Here is a 23,453-nt window from a genome sequence, read left to right on the forward strand (position 1 = left end):
AATAGCCACAGAGTCATTCCGGCAGAGGCCCCTCAATGCCCCGCCGGCCCAATCAGTCGCGACCGGATCGCGGTGCTGATATTGTCGAATACGAAGACCACGACGAGGATCAGCAGCACCATATAGGCGACCTTGTCCCAGTCCGAATTGGTGCCCATGGCTTCGAGCAGTTTCAGCCCGATGCCCCCCGCCCCCACCGCGCCGATCACCGTGGCCGAGCGGGTATTGCTCTCCCAGAAATAGAGGGATTGCGACACGAAAACCGGCAGCACCTGCGGCACCACGCCATAGCGGTTGACCGAGGCCGAGCTGGCGCCCACCGACTTCATGCCCTCGCGTTGCTTGTCATCGACGTTCTCCAGCGCCTCGGCATAGACCTTGCCCAACGCGCCCGTATCGGTGAAGAAGATCGCCGCGATGCCGGGGATGGGACCGGGGCCGAAGCCGCGGGTGAAGAACAGGGCCCAGACCAGCATGTCCACCGAGCGGATGAAGTCGAAGAACCGCTTCATCAGCCAGTTGGGGGCGCGGTTCGGCGTAATGGTCCGCGCGGCGAAGAAAGCCAACGGAAAGGCGAACAGCGTCGCCAGCAGCGTGCCGACAAAGGCCATGACCAGCGTTTGCAGCAGCTTGGTGAGGATATCGCCATGTTGCCAGGCGCGATTGCCCAGCCATTCGTCCAGCACCAATTGCGCATTGGACTTGCCGGCCACCACCTGCTCGCCCGAAAAGATCAGGCCGATGGTCGAGAACAGATCATGGCCCCAGAGCGGCGAGCGCGGATCATAGAGGAAATTGGCCCAGCCCAGGAACCGGCGCTGCACCGCCACCTGATTGTCGCGGATTTCGGCCTGTCCTTCGAAGCCGAAATCCACCAGCACCTTGGTGCGGTCCTGCACGATGGCGTCGGGCGCATTATCGGGGGCCAAGGCAGCGCCATCGGTGATCGTCACCGGCCAGACCTGGCCATTTAGGTAGACGTCGACCTGCGCCGTGGTGACTTCCAGCCGGTCGGGCCCGAAATGCACGCTCATCCCGCCATCGGCGCGCGGCACGAGCCAATCGATAGCTGCGCCCTCGGGATATTGCCCTCGGCTCGACCATTGCGGATTGACCGTACCATCCTCGCCGAAGCGCAGCCGCGGTTGCGCGCGCCAGGAATACCAGTCCTGGATGTAGATCGAGGCACGGTCCCATTTGCCGTTCTGCAGGGCCGGCCCGACATTGAAGAAGAACCAGCAGAAGACCAGGTAAAGCAGCGTGGCCGCGATGCCGACGAGCAAGCCATGGCGCTTGAGGAACGAGGTCTTGAACACCTCGGGAAACTTTTCTTCCAGCCGATGACTTTCGGCGACACTGATCGCACTCATCTAGACGCTCGCCTTGGCAAAGTTGAAGCTCTGGTCACCCACCAGCCGCCGACGCAGCCAGCCGGAAAACTGGTCGATGGCGATGATGGTCACCAGCAACAGGATGATGATCGCATAGGTCTGCGCCGCATAATCGCGGCCGATGGACAGGCGGAACACCTCGCCGATGCCACCGCCGCCCACCGCGCCGATAATGGTGGAGGCGCGCACATTGATCTCCAGCCGCAACAGGCCATAGGAGACGAAATTGGGCATGACCTGCGGCACGATGGCATAGCGCACGCGCTCCAGCCAACTGGCGCCCACCGATTTCAGCCCTTCGTCCGGCTTCATGTCGGCATTCTCGACCACTTCGAAGAACAGCTTACCCAGCGCCCCGATCGTATGCAGCGACACCGCCGCGATGGCTGCGATTGGCCCGATGGAGAGAATGGCGGTGAGCAGGCCCGCTATGACGATTTCGGGAAAGGCGCGCAGCACTTCCATGATGCGCCGCGCCACCCAGCGCACCACACCGGCCCCCACCAGATTGGTGGCGGCGAAAAAGCAGAGGCAGAAACCCAGCGCCCCGCCGATCAGGGTGGACACGATGGCGATATTGACCGTCACCATCAGCTGGTAGAGGAAATAAGGAATATAGAACGTATCGGTCAGCCAGATGCGGTTGGCCGTATAATTGTACTTCGCCGAGCCGTCGAAATAGGGTGATTCCAGATCGAACATGGCGCGGAAGATTTCGAGCGGATCGCGCGGCACGAAGTTCTTAATGAAATCGAACATGAAGGGGAGCCGTTCGAAGAACTTCCCTGAATTGGCGGCATTGGCATAGGCCATGGCGGCGCCGAGCGTAGCCAGGACCCCGAGCACGATCAGCGTCGAATAGAGCCGCCGATTGAACACCTGCCCCCGATAATGGCGCAGCAGCGTCTCGCCGGCTGGCGAAAGGTTTGCGTGACGTGCAGAGATGTCAGCCATCGGCATGAACTTTCCAAACTCTCGATGTCACCCCGGCGAAGGCCGGGGTCCACCTTGAGATTTCGGGATGGATCCCGGCCTGCGCCGGGATGACACTGCGTTTGGGATTGGCTGCGGTGGCCGAGCAGCCACCGCAGCCGGTCTGAATCAGCTGCCGATCACCGACTTACGAGCGTCGATGATGGTCTGGTACATGGGCTGGCCGGCTTCCACGAACTTGGTGTAGCCACCGGCGGTGAAGGCGTCGAAGCACTCGAAATCGGTGTTCGGCAGATCCATGAAGAAGGCCGTGACCTGCTCCTTGGTCTCGGCCGGCAGGCTGTTGGACACCATCAGCGGCCCGTTCGGGATGACCGGCGACTTCCACACTTCGACCAGGTCGTCCATGTCCAGCAGGCCCTTGTCGACCATGATGCGCAGATTGCCGGTCGTATAGCCTTCGCTCCATTCGCCCTGGCCCGAACCAAAGGTCGTGCCCACGTCCCAGGTGCCGTCGAGCACGCCGAGCACCAGGTTTTCGTGGCCGCCGCCAAAGCCAGTTTCGCTGTAGAAGGTCTCGATGGCCTCACCCAGGTCGTTCGGCAACGACACATTGGGAACGAGGAAGCCCGAGGTGGAATCGGGATCGGCAAAGCCGAGCTTCATGTCCTTGGTGGAGGCCAGATCGGTGATGCCGCTGTCGGACCGGGCTACCATAATCGTGTGATAGCCGGTCGAGCCGTCCTGCTGCTGGGCCACCAGTACCGGATCGACCGCATCGGGGTTCTGCAGGTAGATTGCTGCATAGGACGAAGCGCCCATGATAGCGATGTCGATAGTGCCGCCGAGCAGGCCCTGGATAACGCCGTTATAATCCGGCGAGGGGAAGAACTGCACTTCCGACACGCCGGTCGCGGCCTTCAGCGGCTCGGCGACGCATTCGGCACGACGGAGCTGGTCGCTCTCGTTTTCACCGCCATCGAGCCCGATGCGCAGCACATTGACGTCCTGGGCGAAGACGCTGGTGGAAAGGGAAAGGGCCAATGAGGCCAAAAACAGTTTGCGGATCACGTGAAGTCTCCTTGGTGACGCGTGAAGGATCGGCGACCGGCAGGACCGGCGGCGGAACTGGGAAAATCAGGGAGCCTGCTGCGCATTGGTCGGCGTGCGCGGCAGAAAGGCCGGCGTGACCGGAGCCAGCGCGGTCGAGGTCATGGCTTCCGAGAAGGCCTCCTTGAGGCCGTCGGCGCCGTAAATGGCGCGGGCAACATCGGTGGTCAGCTCATCCGGCGTGCCGTCGAACACCACCTTGCCCGCAGCCATGCCCACGATGCGCTCGCAATAGGCCCGTGCCGTGTCCAGCGTATGCAGATTGGTAATGACGGTGATGCCCTCGGCATTGATGTCGCGGAGGCTATCCATGACGATCTGCGCATTGCGCGGATCAAGGCTGGCGATCGGCTCGTCCGCCAGGATCATTTTCGGCCTCTGCATCAGCGCCCGGGCAATGGCGACGCGCTGCTGCTGGCCGCCGGACAAGGTCTGGGCCCATTGCATGGCGGTCTGGGCAATATCGAGCCGTTCCAGGGCCTTCAGCGCCTCGAACTGCTCCTCGGCAGTAAAAAGCTGGAGCAGGTTCATCACCGGATTGCGGCCATTGAGCCGGCCCAGCATCACATTGGTGATGACGTCGAGCCGCGGCACCAGGTTAAACTGCTGGAAGATCATGGCGCAATCGCGCTGCCAGGCCCGCAGCTCCACGCCGCGCAATTGCGAAACCTTGACGCCCGAATACTCGATGAAGCCGTCCGAAACATCGTTCAGCCGGTTGATCATGCGCAGTAGCGTCGACTTGCCGGCGCCCGAGCGGCCGATAATGCCCACCATCTGTCCCTGCGGGATTTCGAGCGTCACATCGTCCACGGCGACCTTGTCGCCAAACCGGCGCGTAACGTGAGAAATCCTGAGCATCGGCACCGCCCCCGCTATTGAGATGCGGCAGACCTAGGGCGGCCAGGTGACGTCAAAATAACGATTGGATGACCGTTCGGTGAAGCTCCACAGCCCCCACCTCACCTCTCCCTTGGGGAGAGATCGACGCGCAGCGTCGGATGAGGAGCCTGGTGCTGGGGCATGCCCCACCTCGTGGTTCGGCGGACTCTCCATGAGGTCTTCTGAGCGTTCAGACCGCCTGCCCTTTGACACGCTCCAGCAGGCGCACGAATTGCTCGCCCGCAACTTCCAGCGGCCCGGAATTGTCGATCCGAACAATGCCCGGCGGCAATTGCGCCTCCGCCACCCGGTTCAGCCGCGCCGCCACGCTCTCAGCAGTCTCGCGTCCGCGTGCCGCCAGCCGCTGCGCGATCACCGCGCGGTCGGCCGTGACTTCCACCACCAGCGCCTTTGGATAGGTCCGCAGCAGCGCCGGGATCATGCCACGAGACAGATTGGCGATGACCACCTTGCCGGCCACAAGGTCGGACTCGAGCGTCAATGGTAGTCCGTAGCGCAGGCCATGCGCCTCCCAGCTCAGTGCAAAGCGCCCCTGTGCCTCCGCCTGGGCGAAAGCTTCCGGCGTCATGCTGTCGTGATCTTCGCTGCCTGCGTCGGCGGCCCGCGTCACCACCCGCCGTACCACGGCGACATCCGCACCCAGCCGGTCCCGTGCATAGGCGATCAGGCTGTCCTTGCCCACGCCGCTGGGCCCCACGATTGCAACGAAGGTGCCACTGGCCGGGCGTGGCATGATGTGGTCGGGCGGGGAAGTCATGAAGCAGGCATAGTCCGGATTGCGCCGCCTGCCCATAGGTCAGATGGATGACAAGGTCACGACAGCGACTTAACCCGTTCCTTGCAGCCCCTCATCCGCCGGATATCGTTTATCCCGGCGCCGGCGCCCTCCTCTCAAGGCTGGGAAGCATCCATTTCCACCACGAACCGGAACATCACGCTTCCCTCCCACCACATAGGGAAATTGGTGCCCCATTTGTTGTTGTAGAGATTGAAGCGCAGCCCGGCAGAAAAATCGGGCCGCTCCGGCTGGAACGGCATGAAGGGCGAAGCGGCCGGCGCCACCAGGGCGCAGTCGAGCGGGATAATGCAGAGAGGGCCGCCGCGCGCCGCCTCGATGGCCTGCAATTGTCCGCCGCCAGCGGTGGCAATGTTCCTGCTCTCGCTCCACAGCCCCATCTTGCGCAAGTGCCATTCGGCACCGCCTGCGGGGGTCAGGCTGAGAAAGCCCGCTTCCGGCATGCGATTGGCGGGCTTGTCGCGCAGAACCAGGCTCACTTCCACGCGCTTGTCGTCCAACCCGCGCAGGCGCCATTCCACCCGGGCCGGCGCGCCCAATTGCGCATGCGCCTCGCCCGGAATTTGCGCCACGGCGCCCTGTCCCGCCGCGGCAATGCCGAGATGGCTTGGCCGGAAACATGCATTTCGCGCCGTTTTCGCCTTGGCCAGGCCCGGCTTGTCATGGTCCAGGATGGCCCATTCCTGCCGATGCTGCAGGTAGGAATCGAGATGGGTCTGCAAGGCCGCCCAATCGTAGCTTTCATGGCGATAGCCCATGAGGCTTTCGGCCCCGCCCTCCACCACCCGCCCATCCGGCGCGGTGAGCCGCAGGACATCCCCGGTCGCGACATCGAGCTCGGCAGTCCAGCCGCCATCGGCGATCACCGTGCCCGGCACCGGCATGATCGGTGCGGGCAGGGCCAGGCGGGCCAGCGCCCTTTCCGCCGCCGCTCGATCGGCCGCGCCGAGCTGGCCCACGGCGCTCGAGAGATAGCCGCGCTGCTCGGCCCAGGATTGTTCTGCATAGGCAAAGCGGTAATCGCTGCCGCGCGCCGCCTCGAAATCCGCCCGGTCCCACGCCTTCTCGTCGCGCAGATAGGTCTTGATATCGACGCCCCAGGTATGCTCGGCCACCATGGTCAGTCCGCGTCCGAAGGCCAGTCGCTCGGCACTCGGCGCATCCACCCAGCCATCGTAAAGCCGCGTCAGCGCCCGGAAGCGCGCCAGCTTTTCCGGATCGCTGCCAGCGCCGTGGATCCAGCTATCGCCGATATCCTGGGTCAGGATGGGAAAGGCATCCCGCCGGGCCCACATCTCGGCGCCGAAAGCGTCGAGAGTCGAGGCGCCGATTTCGGCGTCGGGGAATTCATGCTGAATGTGGCGCAGCGCCTCCACGCACTGCCCCACGCTTTGCGGCCCGATATTGTCATTGGTATGGGCGAAGCTGAGGCCCACATCATGGCCGGCGGGAAAATCGGTGGCCCCATAGGAGCCCTGATACATGACCACGACTTCTTCGCCGCTTGGCGCCTGCCAGCGGAAGATCGGCGGGACATCCGGCACCGGGCTAGCCGTATTGACCCCCAGATGCAGGAAACGGATGCCCGCCTCGGCCAGCAGCGGCACCATGCCCAAAGTATGGCCCGGCACGTCCGTCATCTTGGCGGCAATGGTCTTGCGACCAAAGCGGGCATCGAGTTCAGCGGCATAGGACAGGCCAGCCCGGAACAGAGCCGGGCTCATCAGCTCGGTATGGGTGGTGAAGGGCAGGCCGTGCCAGGCGATCAGCCCGCGCTCGATCGCCTGTTCCAGCCGCCGCACCTTCCCGGAATCCTGCGATTGCAGATGATCCCAGATCAGCCAGGCACCCGTCGTCCAGATGAAGGCCGGCGCCTCCGGGTTCTCGCGGAAGAAATGCTCGCCCGTGGCGATGGCCTGGGGAATGAATTGCTCATGATATTGCCGCCGCACCTTGGCGGCATGATCGGTAAACCCGATGTCGAGATGGGTCTTGAAGACGAGATGGATCTTTTGGGTCATGGATCGTCAGCCCACCGTGCCGCGCACGACGAGCCTTGTATTGAGCGTTTCGTGGAAACCCGGCGCATCCGGATTGTTGAGGCGTCTCAGGATCAGCCGCACTAAGCCGCGCACCCGCTCCTCGAGGTCGAATTTCACCGTAGTGAGATTATAGCTTTTCCAGTGCGACTGGGCGATGTCGTCGAAGCCGACGACCTTTACGTCCTCGGGCACGCGGAGCTTGAGTTCGTGCCGCAACGCGTCGATCACCCCGAAGGCGCCCACATCATTGCCGGCGAAGATCGCGTCGGCCCCCGCCCCCATCCGGAACAGGTCGAGCGTGGCCCCATAGGCCATGTCATAGCTGAAATCGCCCTTCGCCACGATGGGCGGCTCCAGGCCACGATTGGCCATAACCTGCCGCAGCGTCGCCTCGCGGGAGGTGTTGGCGCGGGATTTTTCCAACCCCGAGAGATAGGCGATGCGCCGCACGCCATAACCCTGCAACAGAGCCACCGCCTGGTCGATGCCGTCATATTGCAGCACATTGAGCCGGTCGTGCAGGGGCTCGCTCTCCGGCTCCTCCCCGCCTCCCGGCAGCGGGTAATGCACATAGATGGGCACGGCCCGGTCGAGAAAGCGCGCCAGGGTCTGCGGCTTGACGTTCTCGACGAAGGCAATCACCGAATCCGGATTGAAACCCCGCATATAGGAGAGCAATTGCTCGTCCATAGAATAGTCGGTGCGGGTCTTGAATAGCAGGGTGGCAAAGCCCTCCGCCTGCAGGGCCGTGGTCAGCGCATCGATTTCCTGGCTTTCCCAATGGCTGCACACATCCGGCACAATGACCCCGATCAGGTGCGAGCGACCGCTGACCAGCGCCCGCGCCGCCCGGTCCGGCGTATAATTCAGCTCCTGTGCGATCCGCAGGATCAGCTCGCGCTTTTCCGGCTTCAGCGACGTATGGGGATTGAAAGCGCGCGACACGGCGACCCGCGAGACCTTGGCCCGCGCGGCGACCATTTCCGCAGTCGCCCGCCCGCGCGGCACCTGCTCGCTATCGCTCACCATAACCCTCCCGATCATCCGACGCGGATGAAAACGTGTTCATTTTTCTGGCGACATCCGACGCGGCTGTCAAGCCTGCCTCGGAGCGCCTTCCGGGCAATCCGACTGATCAATGTCACAGGAACGTCGTGAAAAGCTGCCATTCGAACTGAGCGGCCGGCCGGCCGCCGATTTCGGCTGCGAATTCTCCGCATTGACGAAGTTTGAAAACGTGTTCATTCTGAACGGGCCTATGCAGCAGCTCGCTCTGCCGCGGGCCAATCCGGCTACCGGAGAATTCGGAGCCAAACATGGGAGGTATTGCTATGAGCAATCGTCTGCGCGCTCTCGCGCTTGGTCTTGTTGGCGCCACCGCTATGGCCGCGCCGGCCTTCGCCGTCGATCTTGATGTCACCTGCCGCTGCGTCATCGGCGGCGTCAACAGCGCCACCGCCGAATGGATCGAGAACAGCGTCATCCCCGCTTTCGAGGCCGCCAATCCGGGCGTGAATGTCCGCCTCAACCAGTTCGGTGGCGAGGATGCCCAGCTCACCCAGCAATTGGCTCTCGATTTCTCCACCGGCGCGGGCCCCGACGTTTCCGCCTTCGACGGCTTCCTCATTCCCTCCTTCGTGGAAGGCGGCCTGCTGAAGTCGCTCGACGAGGTCGCCGGCGCCGAAGTCAACGATTGGTCCGGCTGGGACGCCCTCTCCGAAGGGTCGCGCGCCCTCATGCTCTATGACGGCAAATATTACGGCATTCCGCTCGGCACCGACGTGCGGATGATCCACACCCGCAAGGATATCCTGGCGGAAGCCGGCATCGACGCCGACACCTGGCAGCCGACCTCCTGGGAAGAATTGCTCGACGCCGCCCGCGCCATCAAGGCGATCAAGCCCGACAGCTTCCCGCTCCAGATCAATGCCGGCGTCGCCATGGGCGAAGCCACCACCATGCAGGGCTATTGGCTGCTGCTGCTGGGCACAGGCGAATCCGTCATCGACGAAAACGGCAAGTTCATCGTCGAGAGCCAGGGCATTCTCGACACCCTGAACCTCTACAAGACCGTCTATGTGGACGAAAAGCTCGGCGACCAGCGCGCCCAGCTTCTGGCCGATGGCCGCAACCGCTCCTTCGCCAATTTCAGAGACGGCGTCACCGCGCTGCTGCTCGAAGGGGATTACTTCTACCGCTCCGTAACCCCCGAAGGCTCCGAATTCGCCGTGGCCAATCGCGACGAGGTCCAGGGCTGGGCGAAAGTTCCAGCACAGGAACCCGGCAAGGGCATTCGCGGCCAGGATTTCGTCACCATTTCGGGCGGCACCGGCTTCGTGCTTAATCCAAACACGGATTCGCCGGCCGAGGCCTGGGCTTTCCTGTCGTTCATGAATGAGCCCGAACAGCTCTCCGCCTTCCAGGCGCTGCAGCCGCGCATCACCGCCCGCACCGATGTCGAAATCCCAGACAGCCCGTTCCTCACCGAAACCAGCCAGACCTTGCTGCCGCTGACCACCGCGCGTCCGAACGATCCGAACTACAATGCCGTCTCCTCGGAAATCCAGCGCATGACCGAAGCCGTGGTCTCGGGCGAACTCTCGCCGGAAGAAGCCATGGCCCAGTACAAGGCCTCGGTCACCGCCATCGTGGGCGCCGACAACGTGGTCAGCCTGCTCTGACGGCAAAAAGTTCCTCCCAAAACCGCCCGGTGTCCCGAGGGACATCGGGTATGGGCGGAAAGGCTCCGGGCAGCAGGCCCTCCTCCCACGACCTCATACCGGCAGGCGGATCCATGCTGAAGGCGAAAGGCCGCATCCAGCCTGGGGAGAGGCACTTGGATTCCGGCCTTTGCCCCAATGACACCGCGCATCGAACGCGATCAGGAAAATGGCATGACCACCGAACCCATCACCACCGAGGCGAAAAAGGTCCGCAATTTCTCCCTGCTGTCCAATCGCGCCGGCGCCGCCTTCCTGACGCCGGCCGGGCTCCTGGTCTCGGTCTTCGTCATCGTGCCCTTCTTCTGGGTGATCTTCGTTTCCTTCACCAATCGCACCCTGCTCGGCCGCACCGCGCTCAATCCCGAATTCGTCGGCCTGGCCAATTACCTGGCGCTCTTCGACCCCGCGACCTTCTTCCAGCGCGGCCAGTTCGGGTTCTCGCTAATCCTCACCACCCAATTCGTGCTCGCCTCGGCGCTGATCGGCCAGGCGCTGCTCGGCCTGCTCCTCGCCTGGCTGATCCAGACCGTGCCGCCCTGGATCAAGCGCCTCACCGAAACCTTCGTCATCGCCGCCTGGATCCTCCCCGAAGTGGTCATCGGCTTTGCCTGGTTCGCCTTTCTCGACCGCGATGCCGGCACGCTCAACATGATGCTCAATGCCATCGGCCTGCCCAGTGGCGACTTCCTGCTCGATCAGCCCTTCTGGGTCATCGTCGTGTTCAACACCTGGCGCGGCGCCGCTTTCTCGATGATGCTGTTCAATTCGGCCTTTTCCTCCATTCCGCCCTCCTATTTCCAGGCGGCGGACGTGGCCGGCGCCACCTCCTGGCAGAAATTCCGCGACATCGCCGTGCCGTTGATCCGCGGCCACATCGTCACCAATCTCATCCTTATCACCATGTGGACCTTCAACACCTTCACGCCGTTCCTGCTCACCAATGGCGGGCCGAGCTACCGGACGGAACTGGTCTCCATCTACAATTACCGCGTGGCTTTCCAGGACTTCCAGTTCGGCAAGGGCGCCGCCGTCGGCGTCATCATGATGCTGATCAACCTTGCCTTCGCGCTCGTCTATCTCAGCATCGGTCGCAAGAAGAAAGCGCCGGGGACGTGAGGACAAAGCCATGAAATTCCCCGCGCTTTTCGGCCGCATCGCCTTTTCCACCCTGGCCGCGCTTATCGGCGCCGCCTTCGCGCTGCCCTTGCTCTGGTTCCTCTTTGCGCCCTTCAATGCGCGAGCCGAACTGGGCCTGGCCATTCCCGACCCCTTCACGCTCTCCAATTTCAACACCGTCTTCGGCAATGGCTTCGCCATGCAGGCGCTGTGGAACAGCCTGATCCAGGCCGTGGGTGGCGTGATCCTGGTCGGCGCCGCGGCGACGCTCGCCGCCTACGCGCTCAGTCGCTCCTCCATCCCCGGCAAGGGCGCGGTCACCTATATCCTCTTGCTCTTCTCCTCGGTGGTTTCCGGCTCGGCCGCCATGGTGCCGATCTTCCTCATCATCTCGGCCGCCGGGCTGATGGACACCCATCTCGCCGTCATCCTCACCTTTGCCGGCGGGCTCCTCCCCACAGCCATGTTCATCCTGCGCGACTTCATCGATTCCATCCCCAAATCCTACGAGGAAAGCGCCATGGTGGCCGGGGCGTCGCCCGTCCAGGCCTTTTTCGACGTGGCCCTGCCCGTCATCCGTCCTGGCATCGTGGTCATCGTGGTGTGGAGCTTCGTCAATATCTGGGGCAGCTTCCTCATCCCCTTCATCCTGCTGCGGTCCAGCGCCAACATGCCGGCGGCCGTCGCCATCTATTCGTTCTATTCGGAAGCCGGCACGCCCGTGGTCACGCTGCTGGCGGCCTATTCGCTCATCTATTCGCTGCCCGTCGTGGCACTCTATCTCTTCGTCAGCTGGAGGTTCGGCTTCCGGTTCTTCGGCGGCATCAAGGCATAAATTTCATGGCATCTGTTGCATTCAGCAAGGTCACCAAGAGCTTCGGCGAATTCAAGGCCGTCAGCGACGTCAGCTTCGATATCGGCGACGGAGAATTCGTGTGCCTGCTCGGCCCCTCCGGCTGCGGCAAGACCACCTCCCTCCGCATGATTGCGGGCCTCGAAACCCCGACCTCCGGCCAGGTCATGATCGGCGGCGAGGATGTCACCCATTTCCATCCCAAGGACCGCAACATCGCCATGGTGTTCCAGGATTATGCGCTTTATCCGCACATGAACCTGGCCGACAACATCGCCTATCCGCTGAAGGTCCGCGGCGAAGCCGTATCCAAGCGCCATGCCAGGGCCAAGGAAGTGGCCGACGTGCTCAAGATCGGCCACCTGCTCGACCGCCTCCCCAGCCAGATTTCCGGCGGCCAGCAGCAGCGCACCTCGCTCGCCCGGGCTTTGGTCTATCCGGCCCAGGTCTATCTCTTCGATGAGCCGCTCTCCAATCTGGACGCCAAGCTGCGCCTCGAAGCGCGCGGCTTTCTCAACCATCTGCAGCGCGACATGGGCATGACCGCCGTTTACGTTACCCACGATCAGGCCGAGGCCATGGCGCTCGCCACCCGCATCGCGGTGATGGATCAGGGCCGCATCGTCCAATATGCCTCGCCCATCGAGATTTACCGCCGCCCCGCCACCACCTTCGTCGCCAATTTCGTCGGCAATCCGCCGATGAACCTGGTCGAGGTCGAAGCCACAAAGGACGACGGCAAACTCCAGCTCAAGGCCGACGGCCTCACCATCGCCGCCCTGCCCATGACTGACGCCATCGGCACGGCCCTCGCCGCCGGCAGCAAACTCACCCTCGGCATCCGCCCCGAACATCTCGATGTCGCCGGTGCCGGCGCCCCCAACACCATCACCGCCCCGCTCTTCGCCAATGAAAATATGGGGCCCGAAAGCCTCGTCACCATCGATCGCGGTGAAGGCGCAAGGGTCACCGCCCGCATCTTCACCGACGACCATATCGCCCTGGGCGAGACGGTCACCCTGGGCTTCGCCGCCGACCACGTGCATCTGTTCGACAGCGCCGGAAAACGCATTCCAGAGATCAACGGTTAACACCGGCCGCCCCTCTTCCCTTGTGGGAGAAGGACGACCATCAAGCCTCCAGCGCCAGGGTGCTGACAACAGATGACCACCATTACTGCCCACATCACCCGCGCCGACCAGTCGAAAAGCCCCTATTTCTACATCCCCTTCGACGTCCCGGCCGGCACCACCCGCATCGACGTCACCCTCGCCTATCCCAAGGCCGACGATTGCGTTATCGACCTCGGCGCTTTTGATCCACGCGATACAGGTTATCCGGCCGCCGAAGGCTTTCGCGGCTGGAGCGGCGGCGCCCGCGACCGCTATTTCATCGCCACCGACGATGCCACACCCGGCTATATTCACGGCGAAATCCAGCCCGGCACCTGGAACGTCATTCTTGGCCTCTACAAGGTTCCTGAGGCCGGCGCCGACGTCACTGTAACGATCACCCTCGATTCCTCGCCCCGCATCCTCGAACCCCAGCCGGCCCGCACCTTCCCGGTGCGCCAGGGCGCCGGCTGGTACAAGGGGGATCTCCATTGCCACACCTTCCATTCCGATGCGCGCGGCGCCCCCGAAACCCTCCACCGCGCCGCGAGACAAGCCGGTCTCGATTTCCTCGCCATTGCCGATCACAACACTGTTACCCAGCGCCGCTATTTCCACCCGCAATCGTCGCCCGATCTCGTTTTCATCCGCGCTATGGAGGTCACTACCGCCGAAGGCCATGCCAACGTCTATGGCGTGGACGAGTGGATCGATTTCCGCATGACACGGCCCTCCGACGCCCACACACTGGCCCGAATGGTCCACGACAAGGGCGGCCTCCTCTCCATCAATCACGACAAGCCGCCCATCGCCTGGGACTACGAATTGCCCGAAGCCGATTGCCAGGAAGTCTGGCAATCCACCTGGCTGGCCTGGAACTGGATCGCGCTCGACAAATGGCAGGCCCGCCTCGCCTCGGGCCTCAGACTCTCGGCCATCGGCGGTTCGGATTTTCACCAGCCCGTCGATCTGCAGCCCGAAGGCCCCCTGGTTCTGGCGCGGCCGACCACGGTGCTCTGGCTGCCTGAACTAAGCGAAGACGCGGTCCTCACGGCCATGAAATCGGGCCACGGCTACGTCACCGAAAGCCCCAACGGTCCACACCTCGAAATCGACGCCCACGGCACCCCCATGGGCGGCACGATCGAGACCATTTCCAGCGTGTCCGTCACCGCGCGCGGCGCCGCCGGCGAAATCCTCTCCCTCATCGACGCAAGCGGCGAAATCGCCCGCATCGAAATCACCAACGCCGACTGGCAGACCGAAATCCCCGTCACGCCCGAAACCTTCATCCGCGCCGAAATCATCGCCTCTGAAACCACCCGCGCCATGATGCTTGCCGAGTTCGCCGCTCTGCTCGAAGGCCGCGAACTTCCCTGGCAACTCCGCAATGTCGACCTCAGGGACCAACCCATTAGACGGGCCCTGAGCAATCCGATCTATGTCGGCCGGCCCGCCTCTACCGAGTGACCCCCAGTTCAACCCGAAAGCAGGGCCTCCTGGCGGCGCTCAAAGGCTAGCGTACCATCGGAATGCACGAGGCGACCGCCCGCGAAAGTCGCGCGCACCCGGCCCACGCCCCTGTCTTCGGCGACGACCAGATCGGCCCGTAAACCCTCGCGAATTTCACCGCGATCCTCGAGACCAAGAGCACGGGCCGGATTGAAGCTGGCGAGCCGCGCGGCTCCGGACAGGCCTTCCGGATCGGTCTTGGCCAGCACCAGCAGAGCCGGCAGCATGGCGCTGGGGTGATAATCGGCCGTCAGCAGGTCGAGCAATCCCGCCGCATGCGCCTCGCGCGCCGAGAGATTGCCCGAATAGGATTGCCCGCGCAGCGCATTGGGGGCGCCCATCGCGGTCAACATTCCCAGCTTCCGGGCCTCACGGGCCGCCTCCAGCGTCACCGGAAATTCGCTGATATTGGCGCCGAGACTATGCATCAGCGCCACCTTTTCGACCGTGTCGTCATCATGGCTGGCGACGGGGACACCGTGCAGCGCGCAATATTGGGTTATGGCCCGCAGCGTGGCGGTGAGATCGCCGGCGCTTCCCCGCCGCTCCCTGATCCGCTGCTGCAACTGCTCCGCGGCGGCCTCCAGCGACACGCCCTTGGCCTTGGCAATATTGGCCGCCTGCAGCGCCAGGTCGCGATATTGCCCCTGCCCCGGCGTGTGGTCGCACAGCGAAACCAGGTCCACCGCGCCGTCCCCGATCAAGTCCTCGACGACGGACAAGGCCGCCGGAAACGTCACTTCGAACCGAGCATGAACGCGGTGGTCGATGAGCATGTCGTGCCGATGCGCCCGCACGGCACGGATCATTTCGCCGGTGAACTCGTAGGAGCGCATATGTCCATAGGTCGAACCGGGGCTGAAGGAGAGCGAGGCATAGGCGGTGGTGATGCCCGATGTCGCCAGCTTCACATCAAGATCGCGCAGGCCCATTTCCATCGGCATGCGCACATTGGGGCGCGGCTCGATTTCGCGCTCGATCATGTCGCCATGCATGTCGATCATGCCCGGCATCAGCAGCATGCCCTGGCCATGGAGATCGGCGCCGGCAAATGGCGTCTCGCGGATTTCGGCGATCAGGCCGTCCTCGAGGCGCAGCGCACCGCTCTCGATGATGCGGTCCTTGAGGACGATACGGAAATCAGACAGCCACATATTGGGGCTCCTCGTGTTGAGCTGGGGCCACGACCCGGGTGCCCAGGTTGATCTCGCGGTCGATCAACTGCGCCACATCGCCAGGATGGTGGAAGACCCCGATCATGGCGACGCCCTGCGCCTTGAGCTCGGCCAGGCGGCTGACCAGCGCGGCCCGGGCGCCCGCATCGAGCGAAGCGGTAGGCTCGTCAAGCAGCAGCAGTCGCTGCGGCAGGATCAGGGCGCGCGCAAGATTGACCTTCTGCTGCTCGCCGCCGGAAAACGTACTGGGATAAGCGCGCCAGAGTTCACGCCGCACGCCGAACTGGTCCAGCCAATGGCGCGCCTGCTCCAGCGCGGCCGTGCGCTCATGCCCCGCCAGCAGCAGCGGCTCGGCCACGATGTCCTGCGCAGCGACGCGCGGCCGGGCATTGAGAAACTGGGTGACGAAGCCGATTTCTTCTCGGCGCAACAAGGCGATATCGACATCGGCGGCATTGGCGAGGTCGATTTCGCCATGGCGCGATTGGTAGAGCACCTGCCCCGCGACCGGCAGATAGCTGCGCCAGATGGTGCGCAGAAGCGTCGACTTGCCCGCGCCGTTATGGCCGCGCAGCAGCAGGAATTCGCCGGCGCTGAGATCGAAGCTCACATCCTCGAAAGCGTGCAGGGTCGCCTCCAGATGGAACATGCGAAATGTCTTGGCCAGGCCCTGGACCCGCAAGATGAACGAATTGGCATTCATGGCTTTTCCTAGAGCTTGGCGTGGACGAGTTGCTGGGTATAGGGGTGCTGCGGATCCTGGAACACCTGGTCGGCCAGCCCCTGCTCCACCACCGCGCCATGACGCATGACCATGACGCGATCGGCCATGGTGCGAATGACCCCGAGATCGTGGCTGACCAGCACCATGGTGATGCGCCGTTCGCGCTGCAGGCGCTTCAGCGTATCCAGCACCAGCGCCTGTACCGACACATCGAGCCCCGTGGTCGGCTCATCGAGCAGGAGCAGGCTCGGTTCGAGCGCGATGGCCTTGGCCAATTGCACGCGCTGCTGCATGCCGCCGGACAATTCGATGGGTCGCGCATCCATGCGCGCGAGCGGAAATTCCGACGCATCCAGCGCCACGCGCGCCTTGCTGCGCAAAACCTCGAAACTGCGCTCCCCCGCGACCAGCAGCCGTTCGGCCACATTGCCGCTGGAGCTGTGATGCATCAGCAATCCCAGATGCGGGTTTTGATAGACGATGCCGATATGGCGGGCGCGGAGCATGCGGCGCTCATAGCGATCCAGCTCGAAGAGATTTCGATCGGCGCGGGCCGGAAGCCGCAGCCGATAATCGCCGTTATCGGGCGTATCCTCGAGATTCATCATGCGCAGCAGCGTCGACTTGCCCGAGCCGCTCTCCCCCACGATGCCCAGGACTTCGCCGGGATAGACACTGACATCGACCGCGCGCAAGGCCTGTACGGCCCCATAGGCGCGCGACATGCCGGCCATGGTGAGAACGGGTGCATCCGCCATGAGCCGTGGAGCGGCCCGTTGCAATGCCGAAGACGTTTCGAGACTCATGCCGAATATTCCCCATTGCGATACCAGGTGTCGCCGATGCCATCGGGCTCGCCTTCCGTCCGGCGGATCGCCTTGATCCCCAGATTGCTGTCAGACACTTCGAAGCGCGAGCCGCCGCCATCCATGGGCAATTCGTTCATGAAGAAGCCCGATAGCCCCGAGCGCTGGCAGGTCAGCCCCGCGTGGTCCTCGACCAGATAAGGCCGGTCGGAAAACACCAAGGGCTCGACCCTGGTAAAAGGCGGGACCGCGAAAATCCGCTTTTCACGCCCCGCCGACAGGATCGTCAGGTGTTTGGACATATGCAGCTTCGGCACGTCCCAGCGCGGAATGGGCGAGGGCGTTATCACGTGCCGGCCATTGACCAAAGCGGGATAGGAGGCGCCCTGCATGATGCGGCCCTTGCGCACGATCTGCTCGTAAAGCGTCAGCCAGAGCTTGCCGTAATCGGCGTCCGCATGCATCTGCCGGGCAATGGAGATATTGGATTCCACATCCCGCAGGGGCTCCGGATCGGGCACCTGCAGCACCAGGACCTGGTTCTCGCGCAGGATTTCTTCGGGAATGCGATGGCGCGACTGGATGATGCTGGCGTCCAGCGTATCCCAGGTCTGCGCCGCGCCGGAAACGCTGCTGACGAAGCGGCGAATCGAAGCGGCATTGACCCCGTCATCGGCGCCTTGGTCGATGACCTTGATCACAGACCCGGGATTGGCCAGCGTGAGCGTGACCTGGAGCCCGCCCGTACCCCAGCCACGCGCCATCGGCACTTCACGGCTGGCATAAGGCATCTGGCAGCCGGGCACCGCCACGGCCTTGAGCATCTTGCGGCGCAATTCGCGCTTGGCCGAAGCATCGAGAAAGCCATAGCTGGTGGCAGCCCAGGGCTTGGTGAGTGTGGCCAGGCTCATGGCACGGATTCCTCTTGGTTTTCCTCCGCCGCCCGCGCGGAGGCCTGCCGCGCCTTGGCACCGCGCATGGCATCGAGCACCGACTGGAAAGTGACGTAATGGGGCAGCTTGAAATGGATGCAGAAGCCGGACGCTTCGACGCTTTCGGTGTGATAGAGGTAGAACTCCTCGTGCACGGCCGAGCCGACCGGCGCTTCGGCCGAATTGAGATCGAGCGTGGCCGCCGCGATCACCTTGACCTCGTTCCAGCCGAAAGTGGCGGCATAGCCGAGCTCGAGATAGCCGCCCTTTTCCTTTGAAGTCACCTCGGCCTGGCTGACGCGGACTCGACCGGCGGAAAATTGGGCGCCACGCGGATGGCGCACCACCACCTCCGCTTCGGCAAGGCGCAATTCATTGACCGTCGGATGGGCATTGCCATAGCCGCGCATGGCGGAATAGCCGAGCGCCAGGACTCCGCCGGTTTCGGCCCGGGCCAGGCTTTGCAGGCGATGGGCGCGTGAGGCCGGAAGCAGGAGCGGCTCTCGCGTCAGATCGGGAATGTCCTCCGGCGCAATTTCGGACGGGACGGCGGGCTTGACCAGGCCCTGTTGGCGCTGCCAGTCGGCCAGGACCGGCTGGCGCTGCGGCGCGGGCCGATCGGCCATGTCGACCATGGGCGGCGTATAGGGCCGGCCTTCCAGCACATCGGTGGCGAGCACGCGATGCGCATAATCCAGCGTCGGTCCCAGAATTTGCCCGCCCGGAATATCCTTGAACGCCGCCGAGATGCGACGCTGGGTGAGCAATTCGGATTGCTGAACCGGACGGGCAATGGCGATGCGTGGCTGGGTAGTGCGCCAGGCCCGCAGCACCAGCACCGCCTCGGACAATTCTCCGCCGGTCTGCGCCAGGGCGAGCGCTGCCAGTTCCTCGCTATAGAGCGAGGCTTCGCCCATCACCCGATCGATCAGATAGGGCATGGTCCTGCGGATGGTTTCGACGCGATCCGGATCGATCGTGCCGAGATCCTGCCGAAACAGCCGCTCGGCCTGCTCGATGGCCTTTTCGCCGCCACGAGTTGCAACATAGGCCATCAGAGCACCTCGACGTGGGTGGAACGGGGGATGGCAATAGCCGAAGCGCCATCGACCAGAATGAGATCGAAGCCTTCCGGATAGGCCGAGAGCTGCGCTCGCAGGTCCCAGAAGCCGGCGGGAACATCGATGAGGATGTCCCGATTTTCGGCAATGCCCGGCCCCGTAAGGCGCAGGCGCGAACCGCGTCCATGGCTGGCGGCGGCCACCAGCGTCGCCCCCACATCTGGATAGAGCGCCGACCCGCGGTTGACGGCAGGCAGCCAGGCCTCAAAGTCCATCAAGCTGTCGACGAAAACATAACCCGCCTGCCCGATGTCCTCAGTGAGAAGCGCGCCGGTGGCGGCGAGCCGGGCTCGCAATTCTTCTCCTTCCGCATAGGCGGTGCATTCGAGGTCGATCAATGTCTCGATGATACCCGCCATGCCGGGCGCGGGCAGAAGCTGCGTCTCGCCGGGTCGGGACACGGCCCAGAGCAAGGCCTCGAAAACGGCGTTGCAACGGATTTCGGCCGCATCGGGCGGCGCCACACTCAGCATCAGAAAGTCTCCATTTCGACGCGGGTGGCCTCGACCTGACGCATGCGAATTTCGTCTTCCGCCAAGGCGTGGGCGCGTTCCTCGGCCAGGAAGCGGGTGAGAGTGTCGTCGGGGCCGACGACAAAGAGATGAAGATCGATGACCGCCATGGCCATGGCCCGTTCGAGGTCGCGGCCGGTGACCATGCCATAGCCGATGCGTCCCTCGGCATCGGCGATATGGGCTTCGCTCACCAGCACCTCGCCCAGATGAAAATCGACCTGTTCCACGCTGTCGCGCATCGGCACCATGACCAGGCCCGTACGGTTGGCGATGACGTCGATATCTCCCATGGCGCCCAGCAGGGTTTCGGCTATGGTCTTGAGTCTGTCGGGGCGGGCGTGGGCCAGAATGCCCAGCGTCCTCCCATGATCGTCGTCGCCATTGCCGGCTTCGTTAAACATGGTCTTTCCTCTCAACGGGAAGGGATGAAACAGGATCGGTATCGAAGGTGAACTGCACCCGGTCGCCGGCCCAGGCGGCCTCGGAAAAGCCAATGGGCTGCCGTCCAGCGTGGCATCGATCTTTTGCACGACCATGACCGACTGGCCCGGCCGCAGCATCAGAAGGCCGGCTTCGGTTTCCGAAGCGATGCGGGTGAAGATGGTGGTGCGCAGCCGCCGATAATCGGCAATGCCGTAGGAGCCATAGACATCGGTGACGGAGGGACAGGTGCGCAGGCGCTCGATGATGTCGGGAAAGCGCCCGGCATCCCAATAGGACCAGCTCAGATTGATCGGCAATTCATTGGCGAAACCCCTGCCGGAGCGGGCATGGACCTGCGCTCCGGCAGGGATGCGCAGCGCCGCCGCAACGCGCGGGCTGGCGGCAATCCGCATCTCCTCCAGCCGCTGGTCCGACGCCGCGAGCCCCTGGGCCATGAGGTTTGCCCGGAAGCGGGTTCGCGCGCCGATGACGTAATCGATGAGCGGCGCCCGCTCCACGAAAGTACCCCGGCCCTGCTCCACGCGCAGCTTGCCTTCGGCAACCAGAGCGGCCAAGGCCTTGCGCAGCGAATGGCGGCGCGTCTTGTAGAGAACGCACATTTCTGGCTCGGACGGGAGCCGCATATCCGGCAGCAGCCGGCCCGAGGCGATCTCGTCACCGATCCGGTCGCGGATTTCTTCCCAGGACAATCCCTGATGGCGCATGGCACTCACTCATTCGAATGAGTGCCTTCTACGCCGCCGAAATGACACGCCAATGACGGCCGGCAAGGCCGCGTTTCAGGGCGAAACAGCGATCTCCGGAACGGCCGAGAGGTCTGTCACGGCCAGGCGCTCGCCATCGACGCGCAGGCCCTCCGCCCAGTCGAGGATCATGGCCTTGCCGTCCGGCTGGCGCAGGCTTAGCCGCGCGCCGTCCGGATCGAGCACCAGTTCGCTGGCCGCGATCTCGGCGGCGAAGGCTTCCAAGTCATTGGAATGACTGACGATTGCCGCCCAGCCCTGCACCAGGCCATGATTGCGATACTCGATGCCCGCGCCGGGACCGGCCATGGCCGGCTCGATCGGGCCGGTCGCCTTATAGGCCATCATCGCCCCGCCGCTGCGCAGGATCAGCGTATCCTCGCTAAGGTGATGCTCGATGCCACTGGTTGCGGCATAGACATGGGTGAAGCCGAGCCGTGCTCCCGCGAGGTGGAACAGCAGCAGCGCCGCCGGTCCGTGCTGGCCGACCCGCGGCAGGCTGCCATTGCCCGCCCAATAGGAGGGACGCTGATGGCCCCAGGGGTCGTCTTCGCCGGGATGGTTGATCCAGCTGCGGGCCATGGGGTGGCTGGCGAAACGGATATCGAGCACGTGCTGCTGATGGCCGTAAGCACCTGGTTTTGCACCGCTATTGGTGGACAGCTGCACATGGGCATTCTTGTGAAGCGACAGCAGCGCGGCCGGTCCATAGCCCTGCCGATAGCGAGCCTCGACGACCTGCCCTTCCGGCGGAAAGGCCAGCGCGGTCAAGCCCTTGGGCGGTTCATAGCGCCCGGCGGCGAGCATGGGGAGCGCGGCGACGCCGGTATTGAACCAACCCTTGCCGAAGGCGATGGCGGCGAAGGGGGCAAGCTCGGTGAGCGGGCCGGCGCGCAATTCCTTGTCATAGGCACGCCCCATCGAGCCGGCGGGCACCCCTGCCAATGTGTGGAGGGCCAGCATGGTGAAGATGCGGTCGCAGAGCGCCGTGGCACGTTGCGCCAGAGGCTCGGGCGCGAACTCGACGAGCGCGAGAAGCCCAATGAAATCAATCGGATAATAGGCTGCCGAATTCCACTCGGCGAGACCGTCTTCCGCCACCGCATCGAGCCAGAGACCGAGGCGTTCAAGGGCGAGGCCCGCCTGTTCCCGGCCGGTGCGGCCGGAGGCGGTGAAGGTTTCGCCGGGCCAGAGCTGACCGGCCAGCAATTGCGAGACATGGAAGCAGAGGGCGTGATTTTCGCTCCAGAACCACATGGCGTCATTGCCGGGCTCGTCCACCCAATAGCGGAAATCGAGCAAGGCCCGCTCGGTGCGCAGGCGTAAATCATCAGCGAAATCAGTGAAATAGCGCTTATAGGCCCAGAGCAGCGGCACGGCGATGAAATCGGCGCAGTCGCGGCGCTCCTCGATGGCGCGGAGGGTTTCCTCGAGGATGGGGCGGATGCGAGGATCGTCGGAGCGGCCGATGGCCAGCAGGGCCAGCGCGGTCCCCATGCGCATTTCGCCGAATTGCGCAGCATATTCAAGCGCTTGCCGCTTGCGAGCGATAAGGTCTCCCTCCAAGACGCGCGGCTTTGTATCATGCAGGATGGCGCAGCCGATGACGCGGTCGACGCTGGCATCGTCGGCGGAAAATGTAAGCACCACAGTATGATAGCCATCCGGAAGATCGCTGCCGCGGCAGATGGGGAGTTCCGTGGCGCCGGCTGGCAGGGTCAGCGTGCGGTCCAAAAGCACCGCGTGGGTGTGGGAGGTGGAGGTGACGCGGGCGCGGATGATGACGTCGATATCGGCCGCGTCGTCGAATTCCAGCGTCAAAACGCCTTCTGAATCAACGACATCGCCAACGGGCCGGACCTGGGCCGAGAGGGCCTTGAGCGCCGCGACGAGGCCCGAGGCGGCGCTGGCGCCGGGCAGCGATACCGTGAGTTCAACCGGGTCCAGCAGCACCAGCTCGAAGAACCAGTTGACGTCGCGCTCCGCCATTTCCTCTGTGAAAACAATAACTTCGCTTCCCGCCGCCTTGATGGGGAGGTGCACCACACTCTGCTGCGTCTCGTTGCGTGTGAAGGGCTCGAAACGGGCGGCGAGCGCGCCGTCGACCCAGATATGCACGCCACCGCGGGTGAAGAGGCGGAAGGAATAATAGCGGTCGGCAGGAGCGGCAATATAGGTTCTACACCAACGACTTAGCCTTGTCGGGCGATGCTGGAAACCGGAGAATTCCACCCGGCGATTGGCGCCGGGGAGGTAGAGACTGTCGATCCTCCAGTCGGTTTTGAGCTCCACGACGCGGTTGGCCACCTCTTTCCAGGTGGCGACGCGGCAGGGCAGATCGCCCACATCGACGAAACCGTTGATATATTTATAGTTTTGCGGATCGTTGGCCGGTGCCGGCTCGCCGGGAAAGTAGCGCGCCTCGATGGCCGACAATTCCCAGGCATTGAGACTGTCATTCTTGTTCAAGTGCAGCATCGAGGTGGCCATCGGGTCGATCTG

Annotated in this window: 20 protein-coding genes; 5 read left to right on the forward strand and 15 right to left on the reverse strand. The window is 63.8% G+C overall.

Annotated elements, in window-relative coordinates:
* Positions 1-32: 32 nt before the first annotated feature.
* From phnE (A3840_RS10490) to A3840_RS10520, 7 genes are all read right to left on the reverse strand, one after another.
* Complete coding sequence (gene phnE, locus A3840_RS10490) at positions 33-1,370, reverse strand: phosphonate ABC transporter, permease protein PhnE (protein WP_067455979.1); 1,338 nt, start codon at positions 1,368-1,370, stop codon at positions 33-35.
* Positions 1,371-2,351, reverse strand: coding sequence for a phosphonate ABC transporter, permease protein PhnE (gene phnE, locus A3840_RS10495; protein ID WP_425388846.1), 981 nt, complete (start codon positions 2,349-2,351; stop codon positions 1,371-1,373).
* 141 nt (positions 2,352-2,492) lie between these two features.
* Complete coding sequence (gene phnD, locus A3840_RS10500; RefSeq protein ID WP_067455981.1) at positions 2,493-3,395, reverse strand: phosphonate ABC transporter substrate-binding protein; 903 nt, start codon at positions 3,393-3,395, stop codon at positions 2,493-2,495.
* A gap of 66 nt (positions 3,396-3,461) precedes the next feature.
* Positions 3,462-4,295, reverse strand: a complete 834-nt coding sequence (phnC, locus tag A3840_RS10505) for a phosphonate ABC transporter ATP-binding protein (protein WP_067455983.1) — start codon at positions 4,293-4,295, stop codon at positions 3,462-3,464.
* A 211-nt stretch (positions 4,296-4,506) separates the two neighbouring features.
* Positions 4,507-5,094 carry a phosphonate metabolism protein/1,5-bisphosphokinase (PRPP-forming) PhnN gene (gene phnN, locus A3840_RS10510; protein ID WP_067456365.1) on the reverse strand — a complete coding sequence of 196 codons (588 nt, stop codon included), beginning with the start codon at positions 5,092-5,094 and terminating at the stop codon, positions 4,507-4,509.
* A gap of 134 nt (positions 5,095-5,228) precedes the next feature.
* Positions 5,229-7,154: a DUF5054 domain-containing protein gene (locus tag A3840_RS10515; protein WP_067455985.1), complete on the reverse strand. Its 1,926-nt coding sequence runs from the start codon at positions 7,152-7,154 to the stop codon at positions 5,229-5,231.
* A gap of 6 nt (positions 7,155-7,160) precedes the next feature.
* On the reverse strand, positions 7,161-8,204 hold the full coding sequence (locus tag A3840_RS10520; protein ID WP_245676595.1) for a LacI family DNA-binding transcriptional regulator: 1,044 nt from the start codon (positions 8,202-8,204) through the stop codon (positions 7,161-7,163).
* A 302-nt stretch (positions 8,205-8,506) separates the two neighbouring features.
* Here A3840_RS10520 and A3840_RS10525 point away from each other — a divergent pair, with 302 nt between their 5' ends.
* The 5 genes from A3840_RS10525 to A3840_RS10545 all read left to right on the forward strand — a co-directional run bounded on the left by A3840_RS10525 (position 8,507) and on the right by A3840_RS10545 (position 14,449).
* Positions 8,507-9,856: an extracellular solute-binding protein gene (locus A3840_RS10525; protein ID WP_067455987.1), complete on the forward strand. Its 1,350-nt coding sequence runs from the start codon at positions 8,507-8,509 to the stop codon at positions 9,854-9,856.
* Positions 9,857-10,069: 213 nt separating this feature from the next.
* On the forward strand, positions 10,070-11,014 hold the full coding sequence (locus tag A3840_RS10530; RefSeq protein ID WP_067456371.1) for a carbohydrate ABC transporter permease: 945 nt from the start codon (positions 10,070-10,072) through the stop codon (positions 11,012-11,014).
* A gap of 10 nt (positions 11,015-11,024) precedes the next feature.
* Positions 11,025-11,849: a carbohydrate ABC transporter permease gene (locus tag A3840_RS10535; RefSeq protein WP_067455989.1), complete on the forward strand. Its 825-nt coding sequence runs from the start codon at positions 11,025-11,027 to the stop codon at positions 11,847-11,849.
* Positions 11,850-11,854: 5 nt separating this feature from the next.
* Positions 11,855-12,958: an ABC transporter ATP-binding protein gene (locus tag A3840_RS10540; RefSeq protein WP_067455990.1), complete on the forward strand. Its 1,104-nt coding sequence runs from the start codon at positions 11,855-11,857 to the stop codon at positions 12,956-12,958.
* Positions 12,959-13,030: 72 nt separating this feature from the next.
* Positions 13,031-14,449, forward strand: coding sequence for a CehA/McbA family metallohydrolase (locus A3840_RS10545; RefSeq protein WP_067455991.1), 1,419 nt, complete (start codon positions 13,031-13,033; stop codon positions 14,447-14,449).
* Positions 14,450-14,457: 8 nt separating this feature from the next.
* Here the strand turns inward: A3840_RS10545 and A3840_RS10550 are convergent, their stop codons facing one another.
* The 8 genes from A3840_RS10550 to A3840_RS10590 all read right to left on the reverse strand — a co-directional run bounded on the left by A3840_RS10550 (position 14,458) and on the right by A3840_RS10590 (position 23,441).
* Entirely contained in the window at positions 14,458-15,645 is a 1,188-nt protein-coding gene (locus A3840_RS10550) for an alpha-D-ribose 1-methylphosphonate 5-triphosphate diphosphatase (protein ID WP_067455993.1), read from the reverse strand.
* Positions 15,632-16,369, reverse strand: a complete 738-nt coding sequence (locus A3840_RS10555) for a phosphonate C-P lyase system protein PhnL (RefSeq protein WP_067455996.1) — start codon at positions 16,367-16,369, stop codon at positions 15,632-15,634. Before A3840_RS10555 ends, A3840_RS10550 begins: the two co-directional genes overlap by 14 nt.
* A gap of 8 nt (positions 16,370-16,377) precedes the next feature.
* A complete protein-coding gene (locus tag A3840_RS10560; RefSeq protein WP_067455999.1) occupies positions 16,378-17,196 on the reverse strand; it encodes an ATP-binding cassette domain-containing protein in 819 nt (272 codons plus the stop codon).
* Positions 17,193-18,107 carry an alpha-D-ribose 1-methylphosphonate 5-phosphate C-P-lyase PhnJ gene (locus A3840_RS10565; protein ID WP_067456002.1) on the reverse strand — a complete coding sequence of 305 codons (915 nt, stop codon included), beginning with the start codon at positions 18,105-18,107 and terminating at the stop codon, positions 17,193-17,195. The genes A3840_RS10560 and A3840_RS10565 overlap by 4 nt, the downstream gene beginning before the upstream one ends.
* Entirely contained in the window at positions 18,104-19,183 is a 1,080-nt protein-coding gene (locus A3840_RS10570) for a carbon-phosphorus lyase complex subunit PhnI (protein ID WP_067456005.1), read from the reverse strand. The genes A3840_RS10565 and A3840_RS10570 overlap by 4 nt, the downstream gene beginning before the upstream one ends.
* Positions 19,183-19,722 carry a phosphonate C-P lyase system protein PhnH gene (phnH, locus tag A3840_RS10575; RefSeq protein WP_067456008.1) on the reverse strand — a complete coding sequence of 180 codons (540 nt, stop codon included), beginning with the start codon at positions 19,720-19,722 and terminating at the stop codon, positions 19,183-19,185. The genes A3840_RS10570 and phnH overlap by 1 nt, the downstream gene beginning before the upstream one ends.
* Positions 19,722-20,912 (reverse strand): phosphonate C-P lyase system protein PhnG, encoded by a 1,191-nt coding sequence (locus A3840_RS20015; RefSeq protein WP_205633361.1) that lies wholly within the window; start codon positions 20,910-20,912, stop codon positions 19,722-19,724. Before A3840_RS20015 ends, phnH begins: the two co-directional genes overlap by 1 nt.
* Before the next feature lie 75 nt (positions 20,913-20,987).
* A complete protein-coding gene (locus A3840_RS10590; protein ID WP_067456014.1) occupies positions 20,988-23,441 on the reverse strand; it encodes a hypothetical protein in 2,454 nt (817 codons plus the stop codon).
* Positions 23,442-23,453 lie beyond the last annotated feature (12 nt).

It is taken from the genome of Devosia elaeis, from assembly GCF_001650025.1.
GTDB classification, from domain to species: Bacteria; Pseudomonadota; Alphaproteobacteria; order Rhizobiales; family Devosiaceae; genus Devosia; species Devosia elaeis.